Origin of the sequence: Streptomyces sp. QH1-20 (genome assembly GCF_041283565.1) — a bacterium.
GTDB lineage: Bacteria > Actinomycetota > Actinomycetes > Streptomycetales > Streptomycetaceae > Streptomyces > Streptomyces syringius.
On record NZ_CP166299.1, the window covers coordinates 6,567,295 to 6,594,288 of the forward strand.

At 70.8% G+C, this 26,994-nt stretch carries 27 protein-coding genes, 1 pseudogene and 1 CRISPR repeat array; of the genes and pseudogenes, 9 read left to right on the top strand and 19 right to left on the bottom strand.

Features of this window, described 5'->3' with window-relative positions; all coding sequences use genetic code 11:
• Positions 1-70: 70 nt before the first annotated feature.
• Positions 71-841 (top strand): hypothetical protein, encoded by a 771-nt coding sequence (locus AB8O64_RS29450; protein ID WP_370422401.1) that lies wholly within the window; start codon positions 71-73, stop codon positions 839-841.
• Between the two features lie 143 nt (positions 842-984).
• Here the strand turns inward: AB8O64_RS29450 and AB8O64_RS29455 are convergent, their stop codons facing one another.
• The 12 genes from AB8O64_RS29455 to AB8O64_RS29510 all read right to left on the bottom strand — a co-directional run bounded on the left by AB8O64_RS29455 (position 985) and on the right by AB8O64_RS29510 (position 14,514).
• A complete protein-coding gene (locus AB8O64_RS29455; RefSeq protein WP_370422402.1) occupies positions 985-1,767 on the bottom strand; it encodes a phosphotransferase in 783 nt (260 codons plus the stop codon).
• Positions 1,768-1,807: 40 nt separating this feature from the next.
• The gene (locus tag AB8O64_RS29460) at positions 1,808-2,482 is read right to left on the bottom strand and encodes an alpha/beta fold hydrolase (RefSeq protein WP_370422403.1); all 675 of its coding nucleotides are present in this window, start codon (positions 2,480-2,482) and stop codon (positions 1,808-1,810) included.
• A 10-nt stretch (positions 2,483-2,492) separates the two neighbouring features.
• Positions 2,493-3,695 carry an FAD-dependent monooxygenase gene (locus tag AB8O64_RS29465; RefSeq protein ID WP_370422404.1) on the bottom strand — a complete coding sequence of 401 codons (1,203 nt, stop codon included), beginning with the start codon at positions 3,693-3,695 and terminating at the stop codon, positions 2,493-2,495.
• A gap of 2 nt (positions 3,696-3,697) precedes the next feature.
• Positions 3,698-4,060, bottom strand: coding sequence for a nuclear transport factor 2 family protein (locus AB8O64_RS29470; RefSeq protein WP_370422405.1), 363 nt, complete (start codon positions 4,058-4,060; stop codon positions 3,698-3,700).
• A 948-nt stretch (positions 4,061-5,008) separates the two neighbouring features.
• Entirely contained in the window at positions 5,009-5,335 is a 327-nt protein-coding gene (gene cas2e, locus AB8O64_RS29475) for a type I-E CRISPR-associated endoribonuclease Cas2e (protein WP_370422407.1), read from the bottom strand.
• Between the two features lie 22 nt (positions 5,336-5,357).
• Entirely contained in the window at positions 5,358-6,278 is a 921-nt protein-coding gene (cas1e, locus tag AB8O64_RS29480; protein WP_370424010.1) for a type I-E CRISPR-associated endonuclease Cas1e, read from the bottom strand.
• 47 nt (positions 6,279-6,325) lie between these two features.
• Complete coding sequence (gene cas6e / locus AB8O64_RS29485) at positions 6,326-6,994, bottom strand: type I-E CRISPR-associated protein Cas6/Cse3/CasE (protein WP_370422409.1); 669 nt, start codon at positions 6,992-6,994, stop codon at positions 6,326-6,328.
• On the bottom strand, positions 6,991-7,815 hold the full coding sequence (gene cas5e / locus AB8O64_RS29490; protein WP_370424011.1) for a type I-E CRISPR-associated protein Cas5/CasD: 825 nt from the start codon (positions 7,813-7,815) through the stop codon (positions 6,991-6,993). Before cas5e ends, cas6e begins: the two co-directional genes overlap by 4 nt.
• Before the next feature lie 2 nt (positions 7,816-7,817).
• Positions 7,818-8,993: a type I-E CRISPR-associated protein Cas7/Cse4/CasC gene (gene cas7e / locus AB8O64_RS29495; RefSeq protein ID WP_370422411.1), complete on the bottom strand. Its 1,176-nt coding sequence runs from the start codon at positions 8,991-8,993 to the stop codon at positions 7,818-7,820.
• A gap of 69 nt (positions 8,994-9,062) precedes the next feature.
• Complete coding sequence (casB, locus tag AB8O64_RS29500; RefSeq protein WP_370422412.1) at positions 9,063-9,776, bottom strand: type I-E CRISPR-associated protein Cse2/CasB; 714 nt, start codon at positions 9,774-9,776, stop codon at positions 9,063-9,065.
• Between the two features lie 86 nt (positions 9,777-9,862).
• Positions 9,863-11,422 carry a type I-E CRISPR-associated protein Cse1/CasA gene (gene casA, locus AB8O64_RS29505; RefSeq protein ID WP_370422414.1) on the bottom strand — a complete coding sequence of 520 codons (1,560 nt, stop codon included), beginning with the start codon at positions 11,420-11,422 and terminating at the stop codon, positions 9,863-9,865.
• A 197-nt stretch (positions 11,423-11,619) separates the two neighbouring features.
• The gene (locus AB8O64_RS29510) at positions 11,620-14,514 is read right to left on the bottom strand and encodes a CRISPR-associated endonuclease Cas3'' (protein WP_370422416.1); all 2,895 of its coding nucleotides are present in this window, start codon (positions 14,512-14,514) and stop codon (positions 11,620-11,622) included.
• Positions 14,515-14,688: 174 nt separating this feature from the next.
• Positions 14,689-15,205: a CRISPR direct-repeat array (repeat unit 29 nt; unit sequence CGACTCACCTCCGCCTGCGCGGAGACCAC).
• Between the two features lie 249 nt (positions 15,206-15,454).
• On the opposite strand from AB8O64_RS29510, the gene AB8O64_RS29515 reads away from it, so the two are divergent.
• Positions 15,455-15,955, top strand: coding sequence for a DUF4259 domain-containing protein (locus tag AB8O64_RS29515; protein WP_370422417.1), 501 nt, complete (start codon positions 15,455-15,457; stop codon positions 15,953-15,955).
• 53 nt (positions 15,956-16,008) lie between these two features.
• On the opposite strand, the gene AB8O64_RS29520 is transcribed toward AB8O64_RS29515, so the two are convergent.
• Positions 16,009-16,215 carry a DUF397 domain-containing protein gene (locus AB8O64_RS29520; protein WP_370422419.1) on the bottom strand — a complete coding sequence of 69 codons (207 nt, stop codon included), beginning with the start codon at positions 16,213-16,215 and terminating at the stop codon, positions 16,009-16,011.
• Positions 16,212-16,403, bottom strand: a pseudogene (locus AB8O64_RS29525) (Scr1 family TA system antitoxin-like transcriptional regulator); the annotation flags it as partial. The gene AB8O64_RS29520 and the pseudogene AB8O64_RS29525, both read right to left, overlap by 4 nt.
• 228 nt (positions 16,404-16,631) lie before the next feature.
• Here AB8O64_RS29525 and AB8O64_RS29530 point away from each other — a divergent pair.
• Together AB8O64_RS29530 and AB8O64_RS29535 are read left to right on the top strand one after the other, a co-directional pair.
• Positions 16,632-16,970, top strand: coding sequence for a hypothetical protein (locus AB8O64_RS29530; RefSeq protein ID WP_370422421.1), 339 nt, complete (start codon positions 16,632-16,634; stop codon positions 16,968-16,970).
• Entirely contained in the window at positions 16,967-17,161 is a 195-nt protein-coding gene (locus AB8O64_RS29535) for a DUF6255 family natural product biosynthesis protein (protein WP_370422422.1), read from the top strand. The genes AB8O64_RS29530 and AB8O64_RS29535 overlap by 4 nt, the downstream gene beginning before the upstream one ends.
• An 11-nt stretch (positions 17,162-17,172) precedes the next feature.
• Here the strand turns inward: AB8O64_RS29535 and AB8O64_RS29540 are convergent, their stop codons facing one another.
• Positions 17,173-18,000: a helix-turn-helix transcriptional regulator gene (locus AB8O64_RS29540; protein ID WP_370422424.1), complete on the bottom strand. Its 828-nt coding sequence runs from the start codon at positions 17,998-18,000 to the stop codon at positions 17,173-17,175.
• A gap of 123 nt (positions 18,001-18,123) precedes the next feature.
• On the opposite strand from AB8O64_RS29540, the gene AB8O64_RS29545 reads away from it, so the two are divergent.
• Positions 18,124-18,861, top strand: coding sequence for an SDR family oxidoreductase (locus tag AB8O64_RS29545; RefSeq protein ID WP_370422425.1), 738 nt, complete (start codon positions 18,124-18,126; stop codon positions 18,859-18,861).
• Positions 18,862-18,931: 70 nt separating this feature from the next.
• Here AB8O64_RS29545 and AB8O64_RS29550 read toward each other — a convergent pair whose 3' ends face one another.
• The gene (locus tag AB8O64_RS29550) at positions 18,932-19,996 is read right to left on the bottom strand and encodes a cobalamin-independent methionine synthase II family protein (RefSeq protein ID WP_370424012.1); all 1,065 of its coding nucleotides are present in this window, start codon (positions 19,994-19,996) and stop codon (positions 18,932-18,934) included.
• Positions 19,997-20,007: 11 nt separating this feature from the next.
• Entirely contained in the window at positions 20,008-20,559 is a 552-nt protein-coding gene (locus tag AB8O64_RS29555) for a hypothetical protein (RefSeq protein ID WP_370422427.1), read from the bottom strand.
• Between the two features lie 234 nt (positions 20,560-20,793).
• Between AB8O64_RS29555 and AB8O64_RS29560 the strand changes: the two genes are divergently transcribed.
• Positions 20,794-21,354, top strand: a complete 561-nt coding sequence (locus AB8O64_RS29560; RefSeq protein WP_370422429.1) for an EF-hand domain-containing protein — start codon at positions 20,794-20,796, stop codon at positions 21,352-21,354.
• Here AB8O64_RS29560 and AB8O64_RS29565 read toward each other — a convergent pair.
• Together AB8O64_RS29565 and AB8O64_RS29570 are read right to left on the bottom strand one after the other, a co-directional pair.
• The gene (locus AB8O64_RS29565) at positions 21,341-21,967 is read right to left on the bottom strand and encodes a TetR/AcrR family transcriptional regulator (RefSeq protein WP_370422431.1); all 627 of its coding nucleotides are present in this window, start codon (positions 21,965-21,967) and stop codon (positions 21,341-21,343) included. The two genes, AB8O64_RS29560 and AB8O64_RS29565, sit on opposite strands and share 14 nt — an antisense overlap.
• A 12-nt stretch (positions 21,968-21,979) precedes the next feature.
• On the bottom strand, positions 21,980-22,441 hold the full coding sequence (locus tag AB8O64_RS29570; protein WP_370422433.1) for a hypothetical protein: 462 nt from the start codon (positions 22,439-22,441) through the stop codon (positions 21,980-21,982).
• Between the two features lie 184 nt (positions 22,442-22,625).
• Between AB8O64_RS29570 and AB8O64_RS29575 the strand changes: the two genes are divergently transcribed.
• The 3 genes from AB8O64_RS29575 (at position 22,626) to AB8O64_RS29585 (ending at position 26,972) form a co-directional block, all read left to right on the top strand.
• Positions 22,626-23,036 carry a RidA family protein gene (locus tag AB8O64_RS29575; RefSeq protein WP_370422434.1) on the top strand — a complete coding sequence of 137 codons (411 nt, stop codon included), beginning with the start codon at positions 22,626-22,628 and terminating at the stop codon, positions 23,034-23,036.
• A 98-nt stretch (positions 23,037-23,134) separates the two neighbouring features.
• On the top strand, positions 23,135-25,900 hold the full coding sequence (locus tag AB8O64_RS29580) for an AAA family ATPase (RefSeq protein ID WP_370422436.1): 2,766 nt from the start codon (positions 23,135-23,137) through the stop codon (positions 25,898-25,900).
• 151 nt (positions 25,901-26,051) lie between these two features.
• Positions 26,052-26,972 carry an alpha/beta fold hydrolase gene (locus tag AB8O64_RS29585; RefSeq protein ID WP_370422438.1) on the top strand — a complete coding sequence of 307 codons (921 nt, stop codon included), beginning with the start codon at positions 26,052-26,054 and terminating at the stop codon, positions 26,970-26,972.
• The last annotated feature ends 22 nt before the right edge of the window (positions 26,973-26,994 follow it).

Genomic DNA, 26,994 nt, shown 5'->3' on the forward strand with positions numbered 1-26,994 from the left:
GGCCCGGCCTGCCGCCCCGGCGCCCGCCTCGCCGAGCGCGGGGCGCCCCGAGTTTGTTAGCGTCACCCGAATGAACAAGATCCACATGGTGCGCGTGATGGCAGCGACCGCCTGCGCGGCGGCGCTGATCGGCGTCACCGCCTGCGGCAGCGAGAGCGGCGGCAAGGGCGACGGCAAGAGCGGGCTGGACGCGATGTCCGCCCAGCAGATATCCGACAAGGCGATGCAGGCACTGCGCGACGCGAAGTCGCTGCGCTTCAAGCAGGACGGCTTCACCCAGGGCCAGCCCGTCAAGATGAACCTCATCCTGGACCGCCAGGGCTCCTGCGCCGGCCAGGCCGGCGGCGCGAAGGGCGGCTCCACCGACGTCATCAAGCTCGGTGACAAGGTCTGGATGAAGCCCGACCACGCGACGTGGGAGGAGCAGATCGGCGCCGCGAAGGCGGCGACCATCGAGGGCGTCACCAAGGGCCGCTACATCCACGGCCCGACGAGCGACCCGCTGCTGGCCGGGATGGCCAACACCTGCGACCTCACGAAGTTCCAGGCCGCGATCAAGGGCGGCGACGCCTCCGGCGAGGACATGGCCAAGGGCAAGCCGGCCACCGTCGAGGGCAAGAAGGTCATCCCCCTGGAGAGCAAGAGCGGAAAGGGCGAGGCCACGACCGTCTACGTGGCCTCCGAGGGCACGCCCTACCCGGTGAAGATCGTCCAGAACGAGGGTGGCAAGACCACCACGACGATCATCACCGACTACGACAAGCCCGTACCGACGGCGACGCCTTCCCCGGCCGAGACGATCGACATCGCACAGCTGCGGAAGCAGCTCCAGGGCGCGTGAGCAGGCTCCCCGGATCCCGGCTCCCCCTCTGCCGGGAACGGTGACGTTCCCCTGACGCGCCGAAGGCGGCGCGCCCTCCGGCAGGAGAGCGCGCCGCCTTCGGCACGTACGGGCGACGTCAGGGCGGGGCGGACCCGGTCGCGTCAGGCACGGCCGAGGAGTTCCTCGCGGCGGGCCAGCGCCCACGCGCGCTCCTCCTCGATGTCCGGGATGAAGTCCTGCCGCAGGAACTCCGCCCAGGGATCCGCGCCGAGCGGGCCCAGACGCGCTATCCGCTCGGTCTCGGCGCGCTGCAAACGCGCCAGCGCGTCCAGCACGTCGGCCGGGTCCGCGCCGTAGGCATCGCACAGCAGCCGCAGCCGACGCGCCAACGGTGCGCCGGCCTCGCCGTAGCCGACCCCGCGCTGACGGTCGGGAAGCCGTATCGGCACGTTGTACCAGGCCAGTTGGGCGAGGTCGTCCAACGCCTCGCCGGGGACGGCCAGATCCCAGTCGATGACGCCCACCAGGCGGTCGTCCGCCCAGACCGAGTTCCAGCTCGTGAGGTCGCCGTGGCGCATGATCGACCCGGGACGCCAACGGACGTCCGGATCGCACCAGACGGCCTGCGACGAGGGCCGGAAGTCGCGTACGGCCTCGTGGTAGTCGCGCAGCCACCGCCCGAGCCCGATGATGCCCTCGTCCGCGAGGAGCGCCCGGGGCCACGGGTACAGCCCCACCTCGCCGCGCAGCAGCGACACCACCTCGTGGCCGTCCACGGGGCCGTCACCCAGGGCGCGCGGCGCGCCGGTGAACCCCACCTGCTCCAGGTGGCGCAGCAGTTCCCGTACCGCGGGCGTCCACACCCGCCAGGGCCTGAGAATGGTCTCGCCCTCACGGCGCACCGTCGACAGCCCGCCGCGCATCGATTCACCGTCCTGGATCACGGCTGAATCCTAGTGAGCACGGTGCACGGTGCACGGTGCCTCATGCCGGTGCCGATTCCAGGAGGATCGTCAGGAGCTCTTCCGGGACGTCCCGCATCAGGTCGTGCTTGCCCGCCAGGGCGTGCGTCGTCCACCGGGAATCCGTCCGCAGGCGCTCGTACAGCGCGGTGAAGGGTGATGCGCCGTCCCACTCCGACTCCGTCGCGTACACGTACGTCCGGCTCCGGAAGCGGCTGAGATCCCCGCTGAGGCGGATGCGCTGCAGGGCCGAGGCCAGGGGGTGGGGGGTGGTACGGGGGTCGAAGAACGGCAGCGGCGGGATCGCGTAGCCGCTCTCGCCGACCGTCCGGTGCCAGTCCGGCTCCGCGGGGATGAGGTCGAAGAGGGCGTCGCCGTCCTGCGGGACGAGCGCGTCGAGGTAGACCAGGGAGTCCACGCGCTCCGGCAGCCGGTCCGCGACGCCGGTGATCACCATGCCGCCGTAGCTGTGGCCCACGAGCACCGCGTCCTCGATGTCCTCGGCCTCAAGGACGCCGGCGACGTCCTCGATGTGGGTGTCGAGGTTCACGGTGGAGGTCAGGAGATGGGCGCGCTCGGCGACGCCGGTCAGCGTCAGCGCGTGCACACGGTGGCCGAGCTGCCGCAGCGGCCCGGTGAGCGTCTCGAAGCTCCAGGCGCCGTGGCACATACCGGGAACGAGAACGAAGGTGGCCATGGCTGACTCCTCAGTGGTGACGGTCGTGCTGCGGGGGGTCGTGGTGCGGGCGGTCGGCGCCGGTGACGCGCCGGTAGTGCGCGGTGATCCGGGCGAGTTCGGCGGGGGTACGGGCGCCCACGCCGGCGTGCAGCTCGCGGTTGGCGGCGACCACGGCCGCCGTCGGCTCCTGGCGCGACTTCTCGTACGCGGCCAGCCCCGCCGGGCAGCCGGCGCCGGCGAGCGCGTCGGCCAGGGCGCGGGCGTCGACGATCGCCTGCGACGCGCCGTTCGCCCCGAGCGGATACATGGGGTGCGCGGCGTCGCCGAGCAGGGTGACCCGGCCCGAGCCCCAGGACGACAGGGGATCCCGGTCGACCATGGGGTATTCGAGGATCATCGAGCTGTCGGCGATCAGGGCGGGTACGTCGAGCAACCCGAGCTTCCAGTGGCCGATGTGGCGCAGAACGTCCTCCGGGCGCCCCGGGAGATTCCAGTTGGCGTCGCCAGGCAGCGGGCCCGGGTCGGCGACCTGCACCTGGGCCACCCAGTTGATCAGGTCCGGTCCGATCGGATACGCGATGAGTTCACGGCCCGCCTCGCTACCCGCACCACGTGCCACGACGCCCGCGCCGCGCGCGATGAGCATCGACTCGCCACCGAGGAAGGGCCGACGCTCGGTCACCCCACGCCACATCCGCACCCCCGACCACGCCAGCGGCCCCTGATCGGGGTGCAGTTGGGCGCGCACCGCCGAGTGGAGCCCGTCCGCGCCGACGAGGACGTCCGCCGCGATCTCCTTGCCGTCCGCCAGGGCCGCCCGTACGGAGTCGGTGTCCTGCGTAAAGCCCGTCAGCCGGGCCCCGGTGCGGACGGCGCCCGGGCCGAGCCGCTCGTGCACCGCGGACAGCAGCAGCATCTGCAGCCGCCCGCGGTGCACGGCGTACTGCGGCCGGTCATAGCCCCCGGCGAGCCCGCGCTTCTCGGTGAAGAGCGTGGCCCCGAACCGGTCGCAGTAGACGTTCTCGGTGATGGCGACACCGATGCGGGCCAGGTCGTCGCCGAGACCGAGATCGGTGAGCTCCCGCACGGCGTGGGGGAGAAGGTTGATGCCGACGCCCAGGGGGCGCAGCTCGCGGGCACCCTCGACCAGGGACGCCTCGATGCCCGCCGCGTGCAGGGCGAGGGCGGCCGTCAGACCGCCGATCCCGGCCCCGGCGATGAGGACACGCATGATCAGCCGGCGATCTCGGGACGGTCGATGATGCGCAGCCAGGTGCCGTCGGCCTGCCGCCGGGCGACCTGGACACGTCCGCCGGTACCGTCGGAGGGCCGCGTCGAGGTGACGGCCAGGTCACCGTTGCGCACGGTCGGCAGCGGCTCCTCCACCTCGAAGCGCGGCGCCTGCGCCATCATCTGCCGGTACAGGGCGAGAATCGCCGCCCGGCCGACGGTCTGCGACCCCGGCGGGTAGGCGACGACGGCATCCTCCTCGTAGAGCTCGGCGAGCCCTTCGGCATCACCGGCGTTGGCACGCTCCACGAACATCCGGGCCAGGTCCTCGGGCTCGGTGGCGCGGGTGCGGGGGGTGGTGCTCATGGCGAATCGACTCCTCTTGGTCCTCGTGCGGGCCGACGCTTGGCGGCCTGCCCTGTGCGTCCAGCCTGGCGGCGCACGATCTAGAAGTCCAAGAGCTGATCGTGCTGGTAGCTAGAACTGTTGGTTATGGCAGCTTGGCGGACTCACCTACGTCGCCACTATGGCCGAGGAGCCCGACTTCGCCCGGGTCGCAGCCACGCTGCGCCGGCGACCGGGACGGTCTGTCGCCGACGACCACCACCTCCAGCAGGGGCCAGCCGTCGACCTCCGCCGCATGCCCCGCCCCGCCCGCTACCTGCGGGATGACGCCATGTCGGGCAGGCTGCGGACGGCGCCGGCTCGCGCAGGCTTAGGGAGCCGCCCCGGACGTACCGGCCCAGCCTCTCGGCGAAGACAATGCGCAGCGGTCGCCGGTGGGTGCCGGTCGGCTGCGGATGCAGCGTGAGGGTCTGACGGCAGCCCGCGGACCGGTGCCGCTGTTCAGCATGCGCTGGCTGTGGCTGAGCGTCCACAGGTACGTGCGTCCGTCAGCGACCAGTCGGCGGGACTCCTTCGGTGGCGGGGCGCGGAGCCGAGGGGATGTGGCCTGATCCCCAAGCCACGTCCAGGCGGTGACCAAACTCCGATGAGGCAGGACACGGATTCCCCATCCCCGACCGGCTCACCTCCACTTGCGCGGAGAGCACCCCGTGTGGGAGCTGACCGGACCGGTGCGGGCCGGCTCACCTCCGCCTGCGCGGAGCGCACCCCCGGTACTTGCCGAGGTAGCGGGTGGGTTCAGGCTCACCTCCGCCTGCGCGGAGCGCACGCCGAAGGCGACCGCGTCGGCGCCCACCGGGACGGCTCACCTCCGCCTGCGCGGAGCGCACCCCTCCCGCAGCGCCTCGGCGGCCTCCAGGAACGGCTCACCTCCGCCTGCGCGGAGCGCACCCTTCGCGACCTGCAAGGTTAGAGCGGCTTTGCCATGTCGTTATCTCCATTGTTAAGTGATGGCTCGCCGAAGGCGACGAGTGTGAGGCCGTCGAAGTCGATCGGTCTGCGCCGGTGTCGGCCAGCGGTCCGGAGTGCGAAACCCTGCTCGTTGGCCGCTGGATAGGTCAGTACCGCGACGCCATCGTCGATGCAGGCGCTGACGGCGGCCCAGATTTCGTCGCGCACCCTCGCTGAGACTGTACCGACGTACAGCTGCGGTGTGACCTCAAGGAGCCAGCGCGTGAGTGCACCGCGTAGGTGGTCGGGAACGGCTGTCGCGGCGAGGGTGATCATCGAGGGCATGAGGGTTCTCCCCGTTCCGGGTTCATGACTCGCCTGCCGCGTAGTTGACCCCGCCGGGTAGGGCGCCTGAGACCGGATCCCACAGATCCACGAGCTGTTCCTCCAGGTCTATGTCCTCCACTGCTGAGGCGGGTTCGAGCAGTCGTTGGACGTCGTTGACGATCCGGGGCATAAGGCGGAAGAGGCGCAGGCCCTCGCGGAAGCTGCGTCTGGCGGTCTGTTCGGGGTGGGTGGAGTCGTGGAGGGAGAAAGCGAGAGGGAGAGTGAGTTCGGCCTTATAGAGATCAGCTACGTCATAGACGAAGGCCTGTTGGTTGCCGCTGTGCACGAAGCCGAGGGCTGGGGAGCAGCCCATGGCCAGGAGCGTTGCGTGGACGATGCCGTACAGGCAGGTGTTGGCGGCGGACAGGGCGAGGTTGACGGGGTCCTGGGTGTCCCAGGTGTTGGGGTCGTAGACACGTTTGAAGCGGCCGATGCGGTACTGCTGGGCCAGGAGTTTGTAGAGGGCTTTGACGCGTTGCCCTTCCAGGCCACGCAGCTGGGCGAGGGAGGTTCCTGGAGGAACGGTGCCTTGGCCGAAGCGCTGTTCGTACATGCGGGTTGCGACGGCGAGGCGTTCATTGTCGTCGGCCCAGGAGCGGGCTTGGCGTTCGAGCCAGCGGGTGCTGAGGGAATCGGGTGTCATGCCGGCGTAGGTGCGTACGCCGCCGGATCCTGCGGTGACAAGGGTGGTTCCGTGGCGGGCGAAAGTGGTCATCGCGCGGGCGGTGATGCTGGTGCCGGGGCCCATGAGGACGCAGCTGAGGGCTGCGGTGGGTAGGTAGACGAGTTCGGTGCCGCGTTTTTCAGAGGTCACTACTGCGCAGACGCCGGTGTCGTCCTGCTGGACGCGGACGATGTCCAGGTAGAGGAAGGACAGGGAGTCTCCGATGCGGGGCAGCATCGCGACAGTTGGTGCGGCGAGTTTGCGTCGCGCGGAAGCGTAGGCGCTCACGGGGCTTGCCGCGAGGCGGGGGCGATGCTGAGGAGACCGCAGCCGTAGGCCTTGCCGCGCCCTATGCCGGTGAGGAGGGTGGTGCGGAGGGTGTGGGCGTCGGTGATGACCGCGGTGCCTTCGAATCGGGTGCGGGTATGCCTGATGCGGCTCTTGTCCTTGCTGCGTTCGCCGCGGGCCGCATCCAGCGGTGTGGCGTGGACGCTAGCCAGTTTCAGTCCGGCTTTCTCTTCGGCCTGGCGCTGCCACCACTGGTCGGCGTCCGCACCGGTCAGGGTGATGACGGGTTTGGCTCCGGCGGCGCGGGTGGTGGGCCCGGATTTGCGGACGGCGCTGGCAGCGATGCGGTAGTGCACGGTGAGGCCGTCGTGCAACGCGTCGAGGAGTGGGGTCAGTTCACGGGTGTCTGCGTGGCCGTATCCGGCGGGGAGGCGGTCCAGGTCCGGGCGTACTTGGCTCTGGAGCAGGACGTGGGGGGCCCTGGAACCGCGGGAGGTGGCGTCTTCGAGGCGGAAGAGGACCCCCATCTGCTGGCGTGCCCTTTCCCCGGAGCCGTCGGGGAAGAGCATCATCAGCCGATGGTGCATGCCGACCGCGCTGGCGAGGTCGCGGCGTGCGTCCCGGTGGCGCAGATCGGGCTGGATACGGGTGAGCCAGACGGTCATGCCACCGCTCCTTCGGGGGTGTGGCGGTCCAGGTAGGTGGCGAGCGCGCTGAGGTAGTCGGTGCCGAGACCGCCGCACTGGTCCGCAGGCAGGGACAGGGAGCGCCGGAACAGGGGTCGGGCGCGATAGAGGCGGCGGTGCGGAGACAGGTCGAGGGGGTCGTCGGTGACCTCGCCGGCCGGTGCAGTGCCGTTCATGGCATCAGCGCCCTGTGCAGCTGTCCCCGCGCCCGGGAGCCGGTCCAGGGGGGCGTCTCCATGGAAGTCCACGCTGACCGGGCGCGGCCCGCCTTGCCGGGCAAGCGGCAGGCCGACGAGATGATGCAAGGGGTCGGTGAGCAGCCCGATGAGCAGGGGCCCCTCCGGTGGGCAGGAGCGGCGGCCCAGGTAAGGCGGCCAGACGGGGGCCCGCAAGGCTTGGGCGCACCGGTCCAGCAGATTCTGATCCGGACCGGTGAGTGCGGCGGTGAAGGCTGCGTCGGCGAGGTAGTAGCGGTAGGAGAGCAGGGTGGCCTTGTCGGGCGGGCGCTTCTTGCCCTCGGCCGTGGTGACGGTGGCTTTGGCGGGCAGGCCGCCGCCGACGGTGTGCAGGTCGCGCAGGAGCATGCCGGGCCGGTCGGTGCGGGTGGTCAGGGAAAGGCGGGCGAGGTCGTCCACGGGCTCGCCCCGGCGCCGCCCCAGGCAGGCGGCGAGCAGTCCGATGACCCCGGACCGGGTGGGGAAGGGGGCGGTGTCGCGTTCGTTGAACCGGCTGTGAGTGCCCCAGGACTGCAGCGGGCCCGCGAAATGCAGTAGCAGACCGGGCGCACGGGTGTCGGCCAGGCTCACGCCGCGTCACCTTCGCCCAGCGCGGTCGTGACTGCGGTGCTGATCAGGTCGTCGAAGGAGTCCACGCGCTCGCCGAGGCCGGTCAGCTCCTTCTCCTCCAGGCTCGCCCACCCGGCCTTCAGGACTCCCCGCCCGCCCAGCAGCCGGGCCGCGGCTGTGGCGTAGCCGGACAGGGCCTGGCGGGATGGCTGCGCGTAGCCGCCGCTGCGGTCGGCGCCGACGGGCTTCTCGAAGGCGGCCGCGTAGGAGACCGGCCGGTCGGAGCGGACCGAGAGGTGGACGAGATCGGGAATCGTGTGCGGGGCGGTCGCAGTCTTCTTCGCCTCGGGCAGGGACAGGATGAAGGCCTCGGCGAAAGCGGCGGCCAGCCGGTGGGCGGCTGCACGGTCCCCGCCGAGGTTGCGCAGCAGGTCCTCGAGGTCGATGGTCGCGTAGCGGTAGAAGACGCCGGCGCTGAACTCCGCGCTGCCCATGTGGGCGCTGCCGGTGGTGTCCTGCCAGTTCGCGGTGATGTCATCGACCGCCGCGAAGTAGTCGATTTCTACGTCGGTGCTGTGCGTGGTGAGGGCGTGAGCCACCTGTACGGCGCCGTCGACTCCCGCCTCGTCGATCTCGGCGAGCATCCGGCCGAAAACATTGATGACGCCGTTGCGGGAACGTAGGACCGCGTCGATCTTTTGCCGGGGCAGCACGCTCTTGCCGCCCTTCTTCATGTCCTTGGCGCCCTCGAGCTCCTCACGCGCTGCCTCGGCGATGTCGGCCAGTTCATCCACCGCGGTCGCCGGGACGTAGACCATGGCGTTGGTGCTCCAGGCGGGGACATCGTCGGACGGCGGGTCCGCCTTGATGCTGCTGCCGGAGGCAATGTGCTGCCCCGCGCGGCGTGCCAGGTCCTGCGGCCACCCCCGCTCCGCGGCCAGATGCTTCTCCACCGCCTCACCGATCCTGCGAGTGCGCAACGCCTCCTGACCGACGGTGCGCTGGAAGTAGCGGCGTACGGCGCGCTTCCAGCACTGGCTGCTGACCCGGGTGCGCTCGCGGTCACCGTACTGGACGGTTTTCACGGAGTTGGTGTCATCTCGGTTGAGGTTGGCGTAGGGGACGCTCTGCAGGACGTGGAGGTCGATGAAGCGGCCAGGTGCCGGTACGGCGGTAGCGGACGAAGAAGTCATGACGGGGTATCTCCTTCAACGAGCGAAACAACGAGCGGGCGGGTGCAAACCGAGTGCTGACAAGAGCTGTCAGGGACTCGGTGCGTCCTCAGCGGGGAGGGCCGGGGTGTCATCCGCGGTGCGGGCGGCGTTGAGGTCGTCCTGGCGCCGGGCGCGATAGAAGTCCTGCAGCCACCGGCGGGCGATCCCCTTGCGGTCGCGCGGCCAGGCCCGCAGATCGACCAGCAGCCGCGCCCAGTCCGGCGGGCACTTCTTGTCACACAGCTGTCGTACCGCCGCGGGGATATGGCGGTGAATGCCGGCGACGCTCTGCCGGGTGAGCAGGTTCAGGCGGGTCTCGGCCGCGCTCTCCCGTATACCGTCTCGTGTGCCGCGGGAGACGGCGCCGGCGTAGGCGAGCCCCAGGCTTTCCCCGTATGCATGACGCCGTTCGGCGGCCGTCAGGCTCCGTGCTGGCGCCGCGCCCCCCTGCATCGTGCCGGGTACCGGGCCGGTGGTCGGCGCCGGGAGGTGTCCGGTGCCGTCCTGCGTGGAGACCTGGGCGGAGCTACTGTCGGTTTCAGCCTCCTCTCTTCCCGCGGTGCCGGTCTTTTGGGCCGCCAGCAGGGCCGCCACCGTGTAGAAGGCGCGCTGCGCGTCGTCGTCTCCCAGGATCTGCGGGGGTAGTAAGGGGGCGACGATCCGGTGCATCCGGGGGACCTCGTCGAGTCCCTTGCCCAGGCCACTGCGTAACGCCGCACGGGCCCCGGGGTCGCGCGCGCTGATGCGGGCGATGGCATCCACGAACCTGTGGGCCTCTGCCAGCCAAGGTGAAGGGCTCGGCGGCACTGCCGCCTGGGGACCAGCAAGTGAAGTCAGGGAATCGCTCATCAGCCGTCCGTCTCCGTGTCGTTCCCAGTTCTACGTTTCGCACTCGTGGGCCGCTTCGGGCGTCCGCCGTACAGCTCGATCCGCGCGCTCTCACGCGCTCGTGCCCCACGCAGGCTTCCCGCCGCGGTGCCCGTGACCTGGTCGTATACCCGCTCGGCGATCGCCCGGAAGGCCTGCGTGGCCCCTTCGAAGCGCTGCTCCTCCAGGCGCTGCCAGAACTCGGCCTCCGCGGCGGGCCAGTACCGGGCGGCCGCTTCCGCAGACCAGCCGCAGTCCTCGGCCTTACGGGCGTTGCTGAACGCCGCCCACGCCTGCTTCGTCGCCCGCGCCAGGCGCCCGCCTGCAAGCTCGCCGCTGAGCCGCAGCCGGCCGATCATTCGGGCACGTTCGGGGTCGCGTTCCTGGGCGAGGTGCAGCACGGGGGGAGTGGAGGAGGACACCAGCTGGGTGTCCTTGGCCTGGCCCTCCTGGTGAATACCCAGGGCTTGCACCCGCAAGGTCTTCTCCGTCAGCTCCACCGCGGTGCGGAAGACCGGCGGCCGGGCGGTGTCCTGGCCGGGCGGGTCGTTCAGCAGCAGCGCGTCCAGGTCCCGCCACAGGGCCCGTTGGGAGTCCGCGTACCGCGCGTAGGCGTTGCCCGCCTGGCTCACTTGCCAGATCAGGTAGTCGTCATCCCGTGGGATCCTTTCCCGGTAAGCCCAGGTGATGTAGGCGTCACGCACCGCCGCCCCGGTGGCATCGGGGACCAGAAGCACCGCGTGCTGGGTGCGGGCGGTCAGGCCGGTCATCGGGCCGGTGACCGTGCCCTTGACCGACAAGGGGTCCGGCAGTTCCGCCCGCTCCCAGGGGCAAAGGTCCGTGGCCCGGTCATAGAGGCGGGAGGGGTCCGGCTCGGCCAGCCCCGCCAGAAGCGTCTCGAACAGGGTTTCGCCCAGCGGGTGGTAGGAGAGCGCGGTGCGCAGCGGTCCCGCGGTGGAGTTCGCCTCCTTCATCCCCCGGACGGTGCGCGAGGAGCAGCGGCCCGACGGGCCGTAGTAGCGCCACACCAGCAGGTGGAGGAAGGCCTCGGCGGGCTCGACCTGAACGGGGCGGGCGTCGGCCGCGTGCTGGAACCACGCGTGATTCGACCCGGACGGCCGGGTCGTCACGAGCTTGTTCACTCCGGCTGGCTTGTCGCACTCGGCGGCGAGCCGCGGATCCTGCAGGAAAGGGAACCGGGGATCGAAGAGACGGAACCTCCCGGCCCGGCTCTCATTATCGAAATACGCGCTGACGGCCCCGGGGCTGAAGGCCCCCGCGTCAAGGATCCGGTAGCGGTCCTCGTGCCAGTCCTCGGAACCGTCCAGGCCGGTGATCCGCGCGGTCAGCGCGTACAGGATCCGGTAGAGCGCGGACAGCGCCGGAGGTAACGGGACAGCGAGCGCGCTGATGTCATGGGCGCGCAGGAACAGCTCCCGTAAGCCGACAGCTTCCGGACGCTCCTCCTTGGGGACGTGATCGGCCCAGCGCACCGGGAAGGTCGGCTGGACGAGAAGGTCGTAGGGATCGACAACAGACATGGCGCCTCACGGCATAGGGGTGGGTAGGCTCATCACAGCCCCGCGCGAGCGGGGGTGAGCCGAGTGGGGCGGGGATACCGCCCGACGGCCGGTCAAATGCCCCGCGCAGGCGGGGGTGAGCCGGGCGAGCCTCTTCCGCGTGCTGCAGCACGCGGAAGAGGTGTTTCACACCATACGAAGAGTGGGGCGGGTATGTCTCATGGTCGGCTCAATCCGACCTCGGAGATCGAAATTGTCTGATCTCCGACCCGAGATGACCATTTTGTGTCACTGTCTGCGCTGACGGATCGCCTCATGCGGAGGACAGCCAGCTCCGCCAGCACCGGGTGTTCCGCCCAAGCCGGCCACAACTCCTGCTCCTCGTCACGCTGCCGGAACCAGCTACCGGGCAGCGGCACACTCTTACGCATCACCGCTCGCACCTCCGCCCCCGACAACCGGCCCCTTGCCGCACCGGGCACAACCACCGCCCCCTCAGGATCAAGAGTGACGACCTCGCCACCAGAACCACCGACCTCGTCAGCAGCGCTCGCATCGCGGGGCTGTACGTAGACGCATACCGCCCGCACTGAATCCGCACCCAGACGAGTGGTCACCAGCGCCTCATCCACCAGCTGGCCGTCATTGCTCAGCCCGGCGAGGTCCACCACCCCCACCGGCGACTTCACCGCCACCATCCGGGCCAGCTGCTCCTCCGCCATCACCGCCCCCTCCCGCTCGGCGTCGAGCCGCTGCTGCTTCTCCCGCTCCGCCGCTGTGGCAAGACGCTCACCGAAGTCCTCCGCGTACACCGCGTCCACAAGCCGCTGCACATCCCCCGGAACCGCAATGCCGCCGGGCGCCGACTCGTGCAGCAGACGACTGGTACGACGCAGCAAAGACTCGTCATAGACCGTCCCCCACGTCCGGGGCGGGAGCACCGTGCCGCCCGGACCCACCGGCTCCAGCACCACCAGCTTCGGCTCAGCTTCCACCCACGTCGGTCGGCCGCCCTCCTCCGTGGACAGGCCCTCCCGGTCGTGCCGTATGCACCGGCCGGCCCGCTGCAGCAACTGCGCCAGGGGTGCCAGATCGCTGATCACCAGGTCGAAGTCCAGATCCAGCGACTGTTCCACCACCTGCGTGGCCACCAGCACCGACACCGGCGGCCTCGGCCGCCGCGCACCAGGCGGACCCGGTTTCCCGAAATCCCGCTCACACTCATCCGTGATCGAACCACGCCAGTCGGCCGGATACCGCGAGTGGAGCAGCCGCACCCCGCCGGAAACCTTTGCCAGCTCGGGGAACGCCTGCTGGATAAAGCGGTAGGTGCGCTGGGCTTCGGCCACCGTCGTGCAGCACACCAGCACGCAACCGCCGTCGCGCACATACGGCGCCAGGTGGTCCGTCAAGGCCGCGCTCCGGCTGCCCTCCACCGGCCGAACCGCAGCGTCCCCCTCGCCGGCCGGGAGGTCCCACGCGACCTGCACAGGCTGGACGCCCAACGTACGCCGCCGGTTGCTGACCACAGCACGCGGCTGGGATACCTCCCCTGTCCCGGCACTGACGAACAACCACCCTGGATACACCGGCTCCACCGGCGACGGCACACGAAAACCACACCCGCGCCGGTACGCCTCCACCAGCGAACCCGCCGCACCGCCGGTCAGCGTGGCCGACAACAGCACCACCGGCGCACCCATCGCCCCCAGCCACTCCAGCAGCCGCACCAGGAGACTGTGCATCCACGGCCCGTACGCATGCGCCTCATCCACGACCAGGACCTTGTTCGACAGGCCCAGCAGCCGCAGCACGTTGTACCGCACCGGCAGCACACCCGCCAGAGCCTGATCAATGGTGCCCGTCGACAACGGCGCGAGCAGCCCCCGTTTGCTCCCGCGCAGCCACCGCCCTGCCGCTGTGCCCGAGACATGATCCGTCACCGTCGGACCGGGCGACGCCGAGCCGACGCCGGGAACGGCACCGTAAGACTCACTCAGCCACGCCATGCTGTGCAGCAACGTCAGCGACCTCTCGCCCTCCACGTTCCGCTCAGCGAAATCCCGCACCCGCAGATGCATCGCATCGGCTGTAGCCATCGTCGGCAACGCGAAATACAGCCCCGACGAACCCGACGCCCGCGCCAAGAGCCCCGCCGCGTGCAGACCGGCCTCCGTCTTGCCGTCCCCCGTCGGCGCCGTCACCAGCAACAGCCCCGGACCGTCCAGCAGGGCCGGCAACTCCCCGCCCAACGACGCCTGCAGATCATTCGGCGGAAACGGAAACTGCTCAGCGAACGACAACACCGGGAAACGCGCCGCCCCCAGGCCCGCATCAGCCACGATCTGCGACGCCTCCGACACCGCTGTGTCCCAGTGGCTCCGCAGCGTGGCATCGTCAGCCCGCCACTCCACACCCGGCAGCCGCCCCTCGATGACCTGCTCCTGGCTCGCCAGCCAGTCCGCCACCACAATCAGGCCCAGTAGCTGAACGGCGACGTGAGCGGGCAACGGCGCCCCAGGCACCTCCACTCCACCAGTCAATCGACGCACCACACCAGCGTGAGCAGTCCTCTGCGCCGCCCACCCGGGCCCACCCAAGCCCGGAACCCACGCCTCCGGATTCCTCAGCTGATTCACCGGAAGCACGCGATGAAAACACCCATGATGCCCACCCAGCATCTGCGCGACCTGGTGATGCGCCGACCTCACCACCCCACGCGACGACGCATAACCCCACTCCCCAAAAAGCGCGGTCAGCGCCCAGTGTCCAGCACGGTCATGACGCAACCGCTCTCGCTCCGCACCCGGCTCATGCCCGAACCCAGCACTCCCGACGATCCCCCGGTACACGCCCGGCAGCTGCGCCTGAAACGGCGGAGTGATCTTCCCCAGATCATGCAGCCCTGCCCACAGGCACAACAGCCGCCGACACCCGTCCGACGGCAGGCCCACGGCAATCGCCACCCGCTCCCGTGCCTGCTCACTCAGTATCCGGTCCCACAGCTCACCGGCGATCGATGCTGTGTCTAATAAGTGGCAGATCAGCGGATACGGGCGGGTGAGCCCCCGCGCTTTGCCCCAAAACCGAAAATCGACGGCCTCATCGCTCATGAACCCTCCACATGCGCACACCTATGTCTCCGGAGTTGGCGCCCATAGATCTAGCAGTAGACACTGACAACGAGGCATCGGATGACATGGGTTGACGGGCGGCGAGGCCGGCAGGAGGCGCTTCCATCTGGGCAAAGGCCCTGGCTAGGCACGTCGAAGGACGAGTAGCCACCCCGGTTCCCCTCCGCGTACGCGGAGCGCATTCATCTGGGGTGCCCAGGGCGCCGCCGGCCCGCGGCTCACCTCCGCCTGCGCGGAGACCACCCGGGCCTCACCGCGCGGATTCTCCCGCACGACGACTCACCTCCGCCTGCGCGGAGACCACGCGTGCTGGCGCTCCAGACGCGCGGTGATGGTCGACTCACCTCCGCCTGCGCGGAGACCACACAAGCGGGTCCGCCGGATTCGCCGGCCTCTGCGACTCACCTCCGCCTGCGCGGAGACCACGCGCCGCCGAGCCTGCCGAGCCCCTGGGTCGCCGACTCACCTCCGCCTGCGCGGAGACCACGCCGGCTGGCAGCTCCTGGCCAACGACCGCGTCGACTCACCTCCGCCTGCGCGGAGACCACGCCGACCAGGACGGCCGCTGGTCGGCGACCGCCGACTCACCTCCGCCTGCGCGGAGACCACCACCGCTGTCCCAGCAGGCGCTTCAAGCGGACCGACTCACCTCCGCCTGCGCGGAGACCACCCTTCGCGACCTGGGACGTTAGAGGGGCTTTGCCAATTCGTGACTTCAAGGAGCAGGCTCTGTGTCCATTGAATCTGATGGCTAGCCTCGTGGTGGCGTTTCAGCAGTTTCAGAGCAGGAGCGCTGGCCGAACGGCAGCCGGGCGGCCATTTCCGGCACCCGCCTTTCGTAGACCGTGCCGAGGGTCGGCAGCGTTCCGCGCACGCCCTGGCGGCCGAAACAGCCTACCTCCGCCTGCGCGGAGGCGCGGTGGATCGCCTCGTTGTCAGTGGTCGCTGCGACGATCACGTGACACGACACGAGAGGATCACCGACATGGGCACCTGGGGCATTGGCCCATTCAAGAACGACATGGCCGCAGACTTTGCCTTCGCCCTCGACGAGCTTGCCGAGACTGACCGTGAAGCCATGGTCCGCCAGGCTCTGATCGCCACGATCAACACTCAGGGGTACCTTGACAGCTCCGAAGGAGCGGAGGCGTTGGTCGCAGCCGCCGTTGTAGCAGATCGTTGCCCCGGAGGCGAGCCGGTCAGCTCCGCCTGTGGCCCCAAGGAGCCCATGCCGACTTTCCCCGTCGACCTGCGCGTGTGCGCAGCCGAGGCTCTCGACCGGGTTCTGGCAGCGGATTCCGAGCTGGCTGAATTCTGGGACGAGAACGGTGATGACCAATGGCGACAGAGCATCATCCGCCTGCGGGAGGTAGTTGCCCCTCAGAACCGGACGAGCGCCGACGCCCCCACCGACACGTAGCTTGGCGACACCAGTGGGTGTTGAACGCCCCGGACCGTGCCAGGTCCGGGCGTTTACGCGGGGGCGTTCTGCATGTTTGTGATGAACGCCGTCCACGCCGTGGCGGGGAACACGAGCACCGGGCCTTGAGGGTTCTTGCTGTCCCGGACGGGGACGATGCCGGGTATACGGTCGGCGACCTCGACGCATTCGCTCCCAGTATTGTCGCTGTGGCTGGACTTGCGCCACGCGGCGTCCGGAATGCGGGGTGACTTGGTCACGAGTACCTCTCCTTAAGGATCGAGTTGATCAAGGGAGCAGACTCATCCGGCGGTAGCGCCGTTGCCCTGAGCAGATCGTAGGCGTACACGGCCGTGGCGACGTCTTCTCGCTCGGCCAGCAAGTGTCCCCTTGGAAAGCCGTCAACGTGCACCACGTCCGCACCTTCGTTGAAGGACAGAAGGAGGAACGGCGCACTCCCAAGCGCACCTCGCGCCCGAAGTGCGCCAGCGGCGTCACCGGAAGGTCTGCATCGTCCGTCTCGTTCTCCACGCTCACAGGAACTCCCCGCACTGGGCTGGACAGTTGCGTCTGTCCAGGTGGCCTACCTATTCACCGTAAAAGCGGAGCGCAACGCTGGTGACACGGTCAGTGAACATCGCTCCGAACGAGCGAACGGAACGCAAGAGGTAGCCGCATGCCCCATACCCCCGAACAGCCGCGCGAAGCCTTGACGGTCACAGGCACAACGTCCACCTACGCACCCGCCACGGGCGACCTCGTCTGGGACACCAGCACCAAGCGCGTGGGGGAGGTCATGGACACCCAGTGGCTCCGCTACCAACTGCGCCCGCCCGGTGGCGGAATCGAGTGGCATGCCGCTGCCGAGAACCTGCTGCCGGTCACGCAGCCGCACTGCATGGAGTGCGATCGGATCAAGGCCGGGCACCGGGACGCCACGGCTGGGGGCAACCGTCGGCTCGCCGAGGAATGGACCATGACCATGGGCCGTCACCAACGGACCGCCCACTCATGACACCGGCCGCCACCACCCGCTGCCCTCACCCCGCCTGGACCACCAGGAACGGTGCCGCGGCCTGCGACCGCTGCGGACTGCGCAGGTTCCCGGACTACACGGCCCTCGCCCAAGCCGCCCGGGATCGGCCTCAGGGCCGCACTCGGCCGACGGCTTTCGCGAGAGGTGCCTCCCGGCTGGCTGTGCGCTGAGCGGGCAGGACCTAGGCGTGCTTCGCCGTGACGTGCGCCGAGCCGAGCAGGCTGAGTGCCTCGGCGCTGGGGCTGCCGGGTTCGGCATGGTAGATGATCAGCTGTTGGCCGGGCGCGTCCCGCACGTCGAACGCGTGGTAGGTGAGGGTCAGGCCGCCGACGTCCGGGTGGTGGAAGTGCTTGTTCTCCCGGGTCTTGCCGCGCACGGTGTGGGTGTTCCACAGCCGGGCGAAGTCCGGGCTGCGCGCGATGAGTTCGCCCACGAGAACCCGCAGACGCGGATTGCCCGGATCGACGCCGGACGCCTGGCGCAGATGCCCCACCAGCGTCTCGGCCGCCCGGTCCCACCGGGTGTGGAACGGTCGGCCCGCCGGGTCGAGGAAGGCCATGCGGGCCAGGTTGTCCATCCGTGCGAAGGGGGAGTACAGCGCCTCGGCCAGGACGTTGGCAGCCAGGATGTCCAGGGTGGGGTTGATGACGAACGCCGGAGTGCTGGGGTAGCCATCCAGCAGGACGCGCAGGGTGGGGGCGACCCGGTCGGTGGCGGCGACGGTCCGCTGGGGCGGTGTGGTTCCGGACAGGTGGTGAAGGTGCGCCCGGGCGTCCGTATCCAGCAGCAGCGCGCGGCTGAGCGCATCCACCATCTGCGCGGACGGGTGGCGTTCGCGGCCCTGCTCCAGTCTGGTGTAGTAGTCCGCGTTCACCCCTGCCAGTACGGCGACCTCCTCACGGCGCAGCCCGGCCACCCTCCGTACGCCATGGCTCGGCATTCCGACCTCGTCCGGCCGCACGGCCGCCCGGCGCGCCCGCAGGAACTCACCCAGCTGGTTGTCGGTCATGTACCCAGGCTAGGCGGCGGGCCCGGCATGCTGCCTGGGTGTGCCGCACCCAGGCAGCACACGGCCTGGGCCGCCCGGGACGCCCCGCCCAGACTCGGTGCCCTACCGAGAGAAGGGGCAGTCATGCCGGACCGGACAGCCAAGGTCGTAGTGATCACGGGCGCCAGCAGTGGGATCGGCGAGGCGACCGCCCGTCGGCTCGCCGCTGACGGCCACCGCCTGTTCCTGGGGGCACGGCGCACCGATCGCCTGGACCGACTCGTCATGGAGATCACCGCCACGGGCGGCACGGCGGCGGCCCGGCGCCTGGACGTCACCGAAGCTGCCGACGTCCAAAGCTTTGTGACAGCGGCCGCAGAGCGCTACGGGCGCGTGGACGTGATGGTCAACAACGCCGGGGTGATGCCGCTGTCACCGCTGGAGGCCCTCAGGACCAAGGAATGGAACCGCATGATCGACGTCAACGTGCGGGGTGTCCTGCACGGTATCTCCGCCGCTTTGCCCGTGATGCGCGCGCAAGGCGCAGGCCACATCGTGAACATCGCCTCCGTCGGCGCGCACGAGGTCTCTCCCACCGCCGCCGTCTACTGCGCCACCAAGTTCGCGGTCCGTGCGATCTCCGAGGGGCTGCGTCAGGAGTCCGCCGGTGATGTCCGGGTCACGTTGGTCTCGCCCGGCGTCACCGAGTCCGAACTCGCCGACGGCATCACGGACCCGGCCGCCCGGGCAGCCATGCGGACGTACCGCGCCGCGGCCCTGCCAGCGTCCGCGATCGCGGACGCCGTCGCCTACGCGATCTCCCAGCCGCCGCAAGTCGACGTCAACGAGATCGTCGTACGACCCGCGGCGAGCGCCCAGTGACGGACGGCACGTGACTGACGAAGGCCGGCCCGGGCGAGCTTTCGACCAGGTGCCCGCCCGGTCCGGCGGGTCAGACGCCCAACTCGGCGGCAGCCAGAGCCGTGCCCTCGATCCGGGCGCGGATCTTGGCGAAGGCGGTTTCACGGGACGTGGAGGTGTCGTCGGCGAAGGGCGAGAATCCGCAGTCGTCGCACGTTCCCAGACGGTCCACGGGCAGATGACGGGCGGCGGTCAGGACCCGGTCGCGGACCTGCTCCGGGGTCTCGATGCGCGGGTCGATCGGGTCGGTGACTCCGATGAACACGCGGGCCTGATCGGGCAGATGGTCGGCGAGTACGCCGAGGGCCTTGTCCGGTTCCGGTTCGCCGGCCAGCTGGACGTAGAAGGCGCCCACCTTGAGCCGCAGGAGGCCGGGCAGCAGGGCGGCGTAGTCCACGTCGAGACTGTGGGTCGAGTCCTGGTCGCCGCCGGGGCAGGTGTGGACGCCGATCCTGGCCCGTTCGACGGGGGAGAAGCGCTCCAGGACACGGTTGTTGAGCGCGACGAACTGCTCCAGCAGGGCCCCTGACGGATCCAGCTTCAGCGCGAGGCGGGCCTCGGTGAAGTCCAGTTGGACGACGTGCGCGCCGGCGTCGAGACAGCCACGGATGTCGGCCTCGGCTTCGTCGGTCAGATCGTGGAGAAAGGCTTCCCGGGGATAGCCGTCGATGCCGTCCGACGGGTAGAGCAGGCTGAGCGCCGAGGGGGCGATGACGGCCTGCTTCACGGGGACGGTCGCGTGCCGCAGGGCGGCGCGCAGATAGCGGTCGGCGTGCACGGCGTACCGCAACGGCGGCGCCGTCAGGCGGGGCAGTTGCCGCTGGTGTCCATCGGCGAAGGGGATGACGACGCCGTCGGGCGCCAGCTGGTCCAGCCCGGTGAGGGGATACGTGGCGAAGCTGGGCTTGGACTGTTCGCCGTCGGTCACGACCGGCGAGCCGATCGCCTCCAGACGGCGGACGGTGTCACGGACCGCGTCGTCCTGGGCGGCGGCCAGTGCGTCCTCGCCGATCCGGCCCGCCGCGTGGTCCGCCATGGCCGCGAGCAGCTCGGCGGGCCGGGGAATGCTGCCGATGGGTTCGGTGGGAAGGCCCACGGAGGATGCGCTCATGGCCGGATCCCCAGCTGCGCCTGGCCACTGTTCCCCGGGAGACCGGAGGACAGACATTCCGTGGGCAGCTCGCGGGGGAGTGCGAGGAGTACGTCCCGCTGCGCCGACTGTCCCTTGCCGCGCCCCTCGGTGACCCGGCCCGACAGGTGGACGTCGAGGACGCCGACGGTACGTACCGTCGTGCCGCTGTCGTAGACGATCAACGACTGTTTGCCGTCGGCGTACCGCACGGTCTCCGTGATGCGGGGGTTGGTCAAACCGTTGCAGGACGCCGACGGTGACACCCCGTCCAGGGTTCCGGTGGCCGGTACGATCCGGCCGGGTGCGACGGTGCACGTGTACCGGGCCTCGGTGTGGACGCGGGTCGTGCGTGGCTCGAGGGTCAGGGGTGGGTCGTAGGTGCTGTCGCTGGGGCCTGTGCACAGGATGACTCCGGTGTCTCTGTGTCTGCTGACCTCATCGGCCTGACCGGCCGGTGCCCCCAGCCACGACGAGCCCACCAGGACCAGGGAACTCAACGCCACCGTCGTGCGACGTCCGCCGATCATGCATCCTCCAGGGATTCCGGATCCGCTACCGGCCCCTGACTACCCCTCGTCGTCCTGGCCACCCCCGGCTGTCGGCAGCGCCGGGCCGCGCCCGCCCGGCTCCGTGCGCGGTGTGTACGCCCCGTGCACCACGTCATCGCGGCGCGAGCTGTCCCAGCCGTCTTGAACCCCGGCGTACGGGGTAGTGAGAGCCGAACGAGAACACAGCTCGCATACCGGGTGGAAGGTGCCGCAATGAAGGAAACCGCAGCCAAACGGCTCGTCTTCGCCATGCTGGACACGGACGGGGACGGGGTCATCTCGAAGGACGAGTACGCGGCGAGGGCCGACCGTGTGGCTCGGGTCTCGGGACGTTCCGAGGACGACCCCCTGGTCGTCACCGCGCGCACGGCCGGCGCGCGGGCGTGGGCGGCGATGGACGCGGACGGCGACGGAGGGGTGACGTTCGAGGAGTACGCGGCCTGGGCCGGTGCCGAGGCGTTCGACACCGTCTGCGAGCCCGTGCTCAGCGCACTGTTCGACCTCGTCGACGCCGATGGGGACGGTGCCCTGGACCTGCCGGAGTTCACCGCGCTGCGCACCGCGCTGGGCAACCCGGTCAGCAACATCGAGTCGGCCTTTGTCGCCTTGGACGGCGACGGCGACGGGCTTGTCCGCCGTGAGGACTACCTCGCCTCGGTCCGGGCGCACGTCAGTGGCGAGAACTCTCCCATGGGCGAGGCGCTGTACAGCATCGACAAGGCGGCGGGCGGTGGGCGGGAGGTGAGGGTGCTCTCCGTGGTCAGGGACGGGTGACGGCGAGCGAATCGAGTCCGAGGACACCGGCGGCGGTGCGGGCCGCGAGCAGCTCGTCGTGCTCCACCTGGCCGGCGAGCGCGATCACGGTTCCCTCCAGTGCGCCGACGAAAGCGAGCGCGACGGCTCTGGCCGGTGGGCCCGGCGGGATGGTGTCCGCCTCGCGCCCGGCTTCGATCAGGCCCGTGCAGTGCGTGATGAGCGCTTCGTAGCCCTCCTCCACCGAGCGCCCCACCGGATGGTCCTGCCCGGAGAACTCCAGGCGTAGCGCGATCGCCACCCGCGCGATGTCGCGTCGGCAGAAGACGGCGTGCCCGCGGGCCAGGGTGAGCAGTGCCGCGACGGGATCCGACTGCTGCTCGACGAACCGGCCCACCTCCTGGTCCCAGGTCTCCAGGACCCATTCGGACACGGCCTGGGCCAGAGCCTGCTTGTCCTTGAACTGGTGATAGAGGGCCCCGCGCGTGTACCCGGCTTCCTTGGCCACCTGCTCCAGCACGAGGTTGCCGTAGCCGTAGCGGGACAGACCCCGCGCGGCCGCTTCGAGCAGCGCGGTACGGGTGCGCCGGCTGCGGTCGGCCTGGGTCGGCCTCTCCCGGGGCCCGTCAGGCATCTCCCGCTCCGATCATTCGGTCGAAATCCTGTTCGCGATCAACTGGCGTGCCATCCGCCGGTGACCGATGCCGACGACTGCCCAGACGAGGCGGGCGATTACTGGTCGGCGGTAGCGGAGAACGCTGGTGAACGTCCGTCGGTCCGGCTCGATCCGGCGCCCTATGAGAACGACGTGCATCAGAGGTAGTGATGTCTCGAGGTGGATCATCTCGGGGCCGGACTCGACGATCCGGAACGGGCTCACTTGGTCCGCCGGTTCCGTAGGTGACCTGTGCATTCCCAGGAGTCCCACGATGCGCTCCGCCCACTTCGGGGTGGAGTCCATTCCCGCCCGGATCCAGGTCTCGGGCGGGTACGGGTCGGGTCCGGGCAGCCGGAGTTCGAAGGCGTCGGCGTAGTCGTACCGCTGAGCCGTGGCGATCGGGTCGGTGACGGCGATCCGACGTACCTGTCGGGCCAGTTGGGTCTTCATCCCACATGCCTCCCTCGGGTGGTCCACGCCTTCGCATCGTACGTACATGCATGCACGTATGTAAGTGCGATGCGGGGATCCGGGAATGGATCACCGCTGCGCGGCACTTGTCACTCATGGACCCCACTCCGGGGCCGCGGTCTTCTCGGCCTCGGTGTTTGTTGTGAAGTGAGAGAGAGTCAGTATGTCCTTCGCTCAGCCCGCCCCCGAGCGCGTCCGTGTCACGGCGGACCCTGATTGGTACGAGTCGGCCGGCATCTCGCTCGGTGTCCGGGTCGGGAACCTGGTCTTCACCTCGGGGCAGGCCCCGATCGACGAGCACGGCACGACGGTCGGTGTCGGCGACTTCGAGGCCCAGGCCCGGCAGGCGCTGGCCAATCTGTCGACGGTACTGACGAACGCGGGCTCCAGCCTTGCCGACACCGTCAAGGCGACCGTTTTCGTCACCGATATCGGGCAGCAGGACGTCTTCGCCAAGCTGCGCGCGGAGCACTTTCCGAGCAAGCCCCATCTCGCGGAATCGTTCGTCGAGGTCTCCTCGCTCGCCGATCCGGAATGGATGATCGAGATCGAGGCGATCGGGCTGGTGTCGTAACCGGTCGGAAACGAGCAAACGCGGCCCGGGTACAGTCGGCCCCGGAGCAGGTGCGGCACGGGGGCCGCCCCCCCGGGTCGCCAGGGACGTACGTACACATGACAGCAGTTGACCGGCTCGCCGGACGTGAGCGCGAACTCGCCGCGATCGACGACTTCCTGACCGGCGTGCGGTCCGGCACCGGGCAGGCGCTCGCCCTGCGGGGCGAGCCGGGAGCCGGGAAGACCGCGCTGCTGCTGCGGGCCGCCGAGCGGGCGGCCCCCGCCCGGGTGCTGCGGGCGACGGGCGCCGAGCCGGAGAGCCAGATGGCGTTCGCCGCGCTGCACCAACTGCTGCGGCCCGTCAGCGGCCTGGTGGACGCCCTGCCCGAGGCGCAGCGCGAGGCCGTGCGGGGTGCGCTGGGGCTGGCCGCGCCGACGGGTGGGCAGGACCGGTTCCTGGTGTCGGCCGGGGTGCTGTCGCTGCTCGCGGAGGCGGCTGTTCCGGACGGGTTGGTCTGTGTCGTCGACGACTTCCAGTGGGTCGACCGGGCATCGGCCGACGCCCTGCTGTTCGCGGCACGGCGGCTCGGGGCGGACGGCGTGGGGCTGCTGTTCGCCGCGCGGGACACGGCGGAGGCCCGCCACGCGCTCAAGGACGTACCGGGCCTGACCGTCGCCGGGTTGGACGCGGCGGACGCCGCGCTCGTGCTGGCCGCGAGGTCGGCCGTGCCACCCGTCCCGGACGTCGCCGCGCTCGTCGCGGCCGCCACCGGCGGCAATCCGCTCGCCCTGCGGGAGACGGCGGGGCTGCTGACACCCGAGCAACTGACGGGCCGGGCGCCGCTGCCCGACCCGCTGCCGGTCGGTGACGGCATCGGCGCGGTCTTCGGCGAGCAGATCGCGCGACTGCCCGAGGCCACCCGGCTCGTCCTGCTCGTCGCCGCGCTGGAGGGTCTGGGCGACCTGCGGCTGGTGCTCCGCGCCGCCGCGCGCCTCGGGGCGGCGGCGGACGCGCTGGACGCCGCCGAGGCCGCAGGGCTCCTGGACATCGAGCCGACGGGCATCCGCTTCCGGCATCCGCTGATCCGGTCGGCGGTTCACGCGGGGGCGGGCGCCGCCGACCGACGGGCGGTCCATCGCGCGCTCGCCGCGGAGTCGGAGGAAGCGGGCGACACCGGCCGCGGGGCCCGGCACCGGGCGGAGGCGGCGCTGGGGCCGGACGAGGACATCGCCGCGGAACTGGCGGCCGCCGCCGGTCTGGCCCGTGCCCGGGGCGGTTACGCGGATGCCGCGCGGACGCTCATCCGCGCGGCGGACCTGACACCGGACCGGCGGACACGGTCCCTCAGATTGAAGGACGCGGCCGTCGCGGCCTGGCTCGGTGGCCGGCCGGGGCAGGCACGGAGCTCGCTCGCCGCGGCCCGGGAGGCCGCGGGGGACGATGGGCCGTCGGTGGAAATAGCCCAGCTTAGCGGCCGGTTCGAGCTGCACTCGGCTGACGCGGCGGAGGCGCTGCGGACCTTCCTGGCCGCAGCGGAACGGACGGCAGAACAGGTATCGGGGCAGACAGCGCGAGCGAGACTGTCGATCCTGGCGGACGCCGCCGAGGCCGCCTCCTACGTCGGGGACACCGGCGCCGCCGTCCTCATCGGCCGCCGCGCCGAGGAACTCCCCGAACCCGGCGACCCGGCCGACGCGTTCCTCCGGGACGTCCTGATCGGTGCGGGCGCCCTCCAAGGAGGGGACAGCAGGGGCGGAGCGCAGCGGCTGCGCCGCGCGCTCGACGCCGTCCCGGACGACGGCTTCGACGCCGTGCTCCTGCTGTGGGCGGCGGCGGCCGCGAGCCTGCTCGGCGAGGGCGACGTCGGGGCCCGCTTCGGTGCCCGCGCGGGCCGCGTCGCCCGGGTCTCCGGCATGGTCGGCACGCTCCCCGTCGTACTGGAGAGCACCGCCACCGCCGAGCGCATGAACAGCGCCTTCGCGCTCAGCGCCGCCCTGTCCGAGGAGGGCCTGGCGCTGGCGCGGGAGACCGGCATCACCAACTCCGCCGCCGCGCACCTGGCGAACCTCGCCGTCTGCGCCGCCGTGCGGGGCGACGAGACCGACGCGCGGACGTATGCGCACGAGGCGCTGGCCATCGCCATTCCGCACCGCCTCGGCCTGCGCGTGGGCGTCGCCTCGTACGCGCTGGGGTTGCTGGACCTCGGCCTCGGCCGGTTCGAGCAGGCACACGAGCGGCTCACCGCGCTGACCACCGCCGGCCCGGGTGCCGGGCACCCCGCCGCCGTGTGGGGGTCGACGGCGGACCGCGTCGAGGCCGCCGTCGGCGCGGGCGACGTGGACGCCGCCCGTGCCTCCGTCCACTTCCTGGAGCGGTGGTCGGCCAACGCGACCTCACCGCGGGCGCGGGCGCTGCTCGCCCGCTGCCGGGCCCTCGTCGCGGAGGGCGACGCCGCCCCGGAGCTGCTCCGCCACTCCCTCGACCTCCTGGCCGACGACTCCGGTGCCGCGTACGACCGGGCCCGTACCGCCCTCCTGCTCGGCGAGCGGTTGCGCCGGGAACGCCGGGTGGGGGAGGCCCGCCCGCATCTGCGGCACGCCGCGGAGGCGTTCGGGCGCCTGGGGGCCGTGCCGTGGGAGCGCCGGGCCCTGGGCGAGCTGCGCGCGGCGGGCGAGGCGGGCGACCGGGCCGAGCCGGCCGCCCTCACCACCCTGACCGCGCAGGAACTGAGGATCACCCGGCTCGTCGCCGAGGGGTTGTCCAACCGGGACGTCGCCGCCCGGCTGTTCCTCAGCACGCGCACCGTCGAGTACCACCTGTACAAGGTCTATCCGAAGCTCGGCGTCACCTCGCGGACCGAGCTGGCCCGGCTGCTCGCGTAACCGGCCCCGGGGACAGGACCCAGTGGGGCACCGGACCCAGTGGGCTACGTACTCACACCAGTAGTCCTACAGATGGGCCCGTGGCCCGCGGTGCGGCAGAGTTCCGGCTTGTCAGCAGGACACCGCAACACCAGCACAGGAGAACGCCACCTTGACGGCAGCAGCACAGCTCATCCGCGTCGGCGACATCGAGCTCTGGACGGAGCAGTTCGGCGACCCGGCCCACCCGGCCGTACTGCTCATCATGGGCTCGATGTCGCAGGCGCCCTTGTGGCCCGACGAGTTCGTCGGCCGGCTCGCGGCAGCCGGCCACCGGGTCATCCGCTACGACCACCGGGACGTCGGCCGCTCGACGGCCCGGGACTTCGAGGCCCACCCGTACACCTGCGCCGCCCTCAAGGACGACGCCGTGGGGCTGCTCGACGCCCTGGGCATCGAGCGGGCGCACCTCGTCGGCCACTCGGCGGGCGGGCTGCTCGCGCAGTGGATCGCGGCGGACCTGCCCGACCGGGTCGAGACGCTCACGGTGATCAGCTCCTCGCCGCTCGGCGGCCGGGAGGGGCAGGTCCTCATGCGGGCACTCATGGGGGAGCCGCAGCCGGAAGGCAGCCTTCCGGGACCGCTTCCCGCGTTCCTCGAGCTGTTCCGGCGGGCGGCCGTGAGCCCGCCGCCCGCCACCCGCGCCGAGGTGATCGACTTTCAGATCGAGGTCGCCCGGATGCTGGGCGGCGCCGAGCTGCCCTTCGACGAGGACGCCCAGCGGCTGCTGGAGGAGCGGCTCTTCGACCGCGCCCGCGACCCGCGGACGGCGGCGAACCACCAGCTCGCGTGGGCGGTCGACCAGGAGTTCGAACCGGTCGGCGCGCCGGCGCGCATCAAGGCTCCGACCCTCGTCGTGGAGGGCACCGCCGAACCGGTCAAGCCGGGCCACGGCAGGCTGATCGCGGAGGAGATCCCCTCCGCGCGGATGATCACCGTCCCGGGGATGGGCCACATGATCACGCCCCCGGCCGTCGAGCCCCTCGCGGAGGCCCTCGTCGCGCACCTCGCGTCGCCGGGCACGCACGCCTGACCGCCATCGGCCGATGACCGGA

Bases quoted from the DNA above. Each gene is read 5' to 3' on its own strand.
- AB8O64_RS29450 (WP_370422401.1), top strand. From the start codon at position 71: ATGAACAAGATCCACATGGTGCGCGTGATGGCAGCGACCGCCTGCGCG.
- AB8O64_RS29460 (WP_370422403.1), bottom strand. From the start codon at position 2,482: ATGGCCACCTTCGTTCTCGTTCCCGGTATGTGCCACGGCGCCTGGAGC.
- AB8O64_RS29465 (WP_370422404.1), bottom strand. From the start codon at position 3,695: ATGCGTGTCCTCATCGCCGGGGCCGGGATCGGCGGTCTGACGGCCGCC.
- AB8O64_RS29470 (WP_370422405.1), bottom strand. From the start codon at position 4,060: ATGAGCACCACCCCCCGCACCCGCGCCACCGAGCCCGAGGACCTGGCC.
- cas2e (WP_370422407.1), bottom strand. From the start codon at position 5,335: ATGCCCTCGATGATCACCCTCGCCGCGACAGCCGTTCCCGACCACCTA.
- cas1e (WP_370424010.1), bottom strand. From the start codon at position 6,278: ATGCTGCCCCGCATCGGAGACTCCCTGTCCTTCCTCTACCTGGACATC.
- cas6e (WP_370422409.1), bottom strand. From the start codon at position 6,994: ATGACCGTCTGGCTCACCCGTATCCAGCCCGATCTGCGCCACCGGGAC.
- cas7e (WP_370422411.1), bottom strand. From the start codon at position 8,993: ATGACTTCTTCGTCCGCTACCGCCGTACCGGCACCTGGCCGCTTCATC.
- casA (WP_370422414.1), bottom strand. From the start codon at position 11,422: ATGTCTGTTGTCGATCCCTACGACCTTCTCGTCCAGCCGACCTTCCCG.
- AB8O64_RS29510 (WP_370422416.1), bottom strand. From the start codon at position 14,514: ATGAGCGATGAGGCCGTCGATTTTCGGTTTTGGGGCAAAGCGCGGGGG.
- AB8O64_RS29530 (WP_370422421.1), top strand. From the start codon at position 16,632: ATGCCCCATACCCCCGAACAGCCGCGCGAAGCCTTGACGGTCACAGGC.
- AB8O64_RS29535 (WP_370422422.1), top strand. From the start codon at position 16,967: ATGACACCGGCCGCCACCACCCGCTGCCCTCACCCCGCCTGGACCACC.
- AB8O64_RS29540 (WP_370422424.1), bottom strand. From the start codon at position 18,000: ATGACCGACAACCAGCTGGGTGAGTTCCTGCGGGCGCGCCGGGCGGCC.
- AB8O64_RS29545 (WP_370422425.1), top strand. From the start codon at position 18,124: ATGCCGGACCGGACAGCCAAGGTCGTAGTGATCACGGGCGCCAGCAGT.
- AB8O64_RS29555 (WP_370422427.1), bottom strand. From the start codon at position 20,559: ATGATCGGCGGACGTCGCACGACGGTGGCGTTGAGTTCCCTGGTCCTG.
- AB8O64_RS29560 (WP_370422429.1), top strand. From the start codon at position 20,794: ATGAAGGAAACCGCAGCCAAACGGCTCGTCTTCGCCATGCTGGACACG.
- AB8O64_RS29565 (WP_370422431.1), bottom strand. From the start codon at position 21,967: ATGCCTGACGGGCCCCGGGAGAGGCCGACCCAGGCCGACCGCAGCCGG.
- AB8O64_RS29570 (WP_370422433.1), bottom strand. From the start codon at position 22,441: ATGAAGACCCAACTGGCCCGACAGGTACGTCGGATCGCCGTCACCGAC.
- AB8O64_RS29575 (WP_370422434.1), top strand. From the start codon at position 22,626: ATGTCCTTCGCTCAGCCCGCCCCCGAGCGCGTCCGTGTCACGGCGGAC.
- AB8O64_RS29580 (WP_370422436.1), top strand. From the start codon at position 23,135: ATGACAGCAGTTGACCGGCTCGCCGGACGTGAGCGCGAACTCGCCGCG.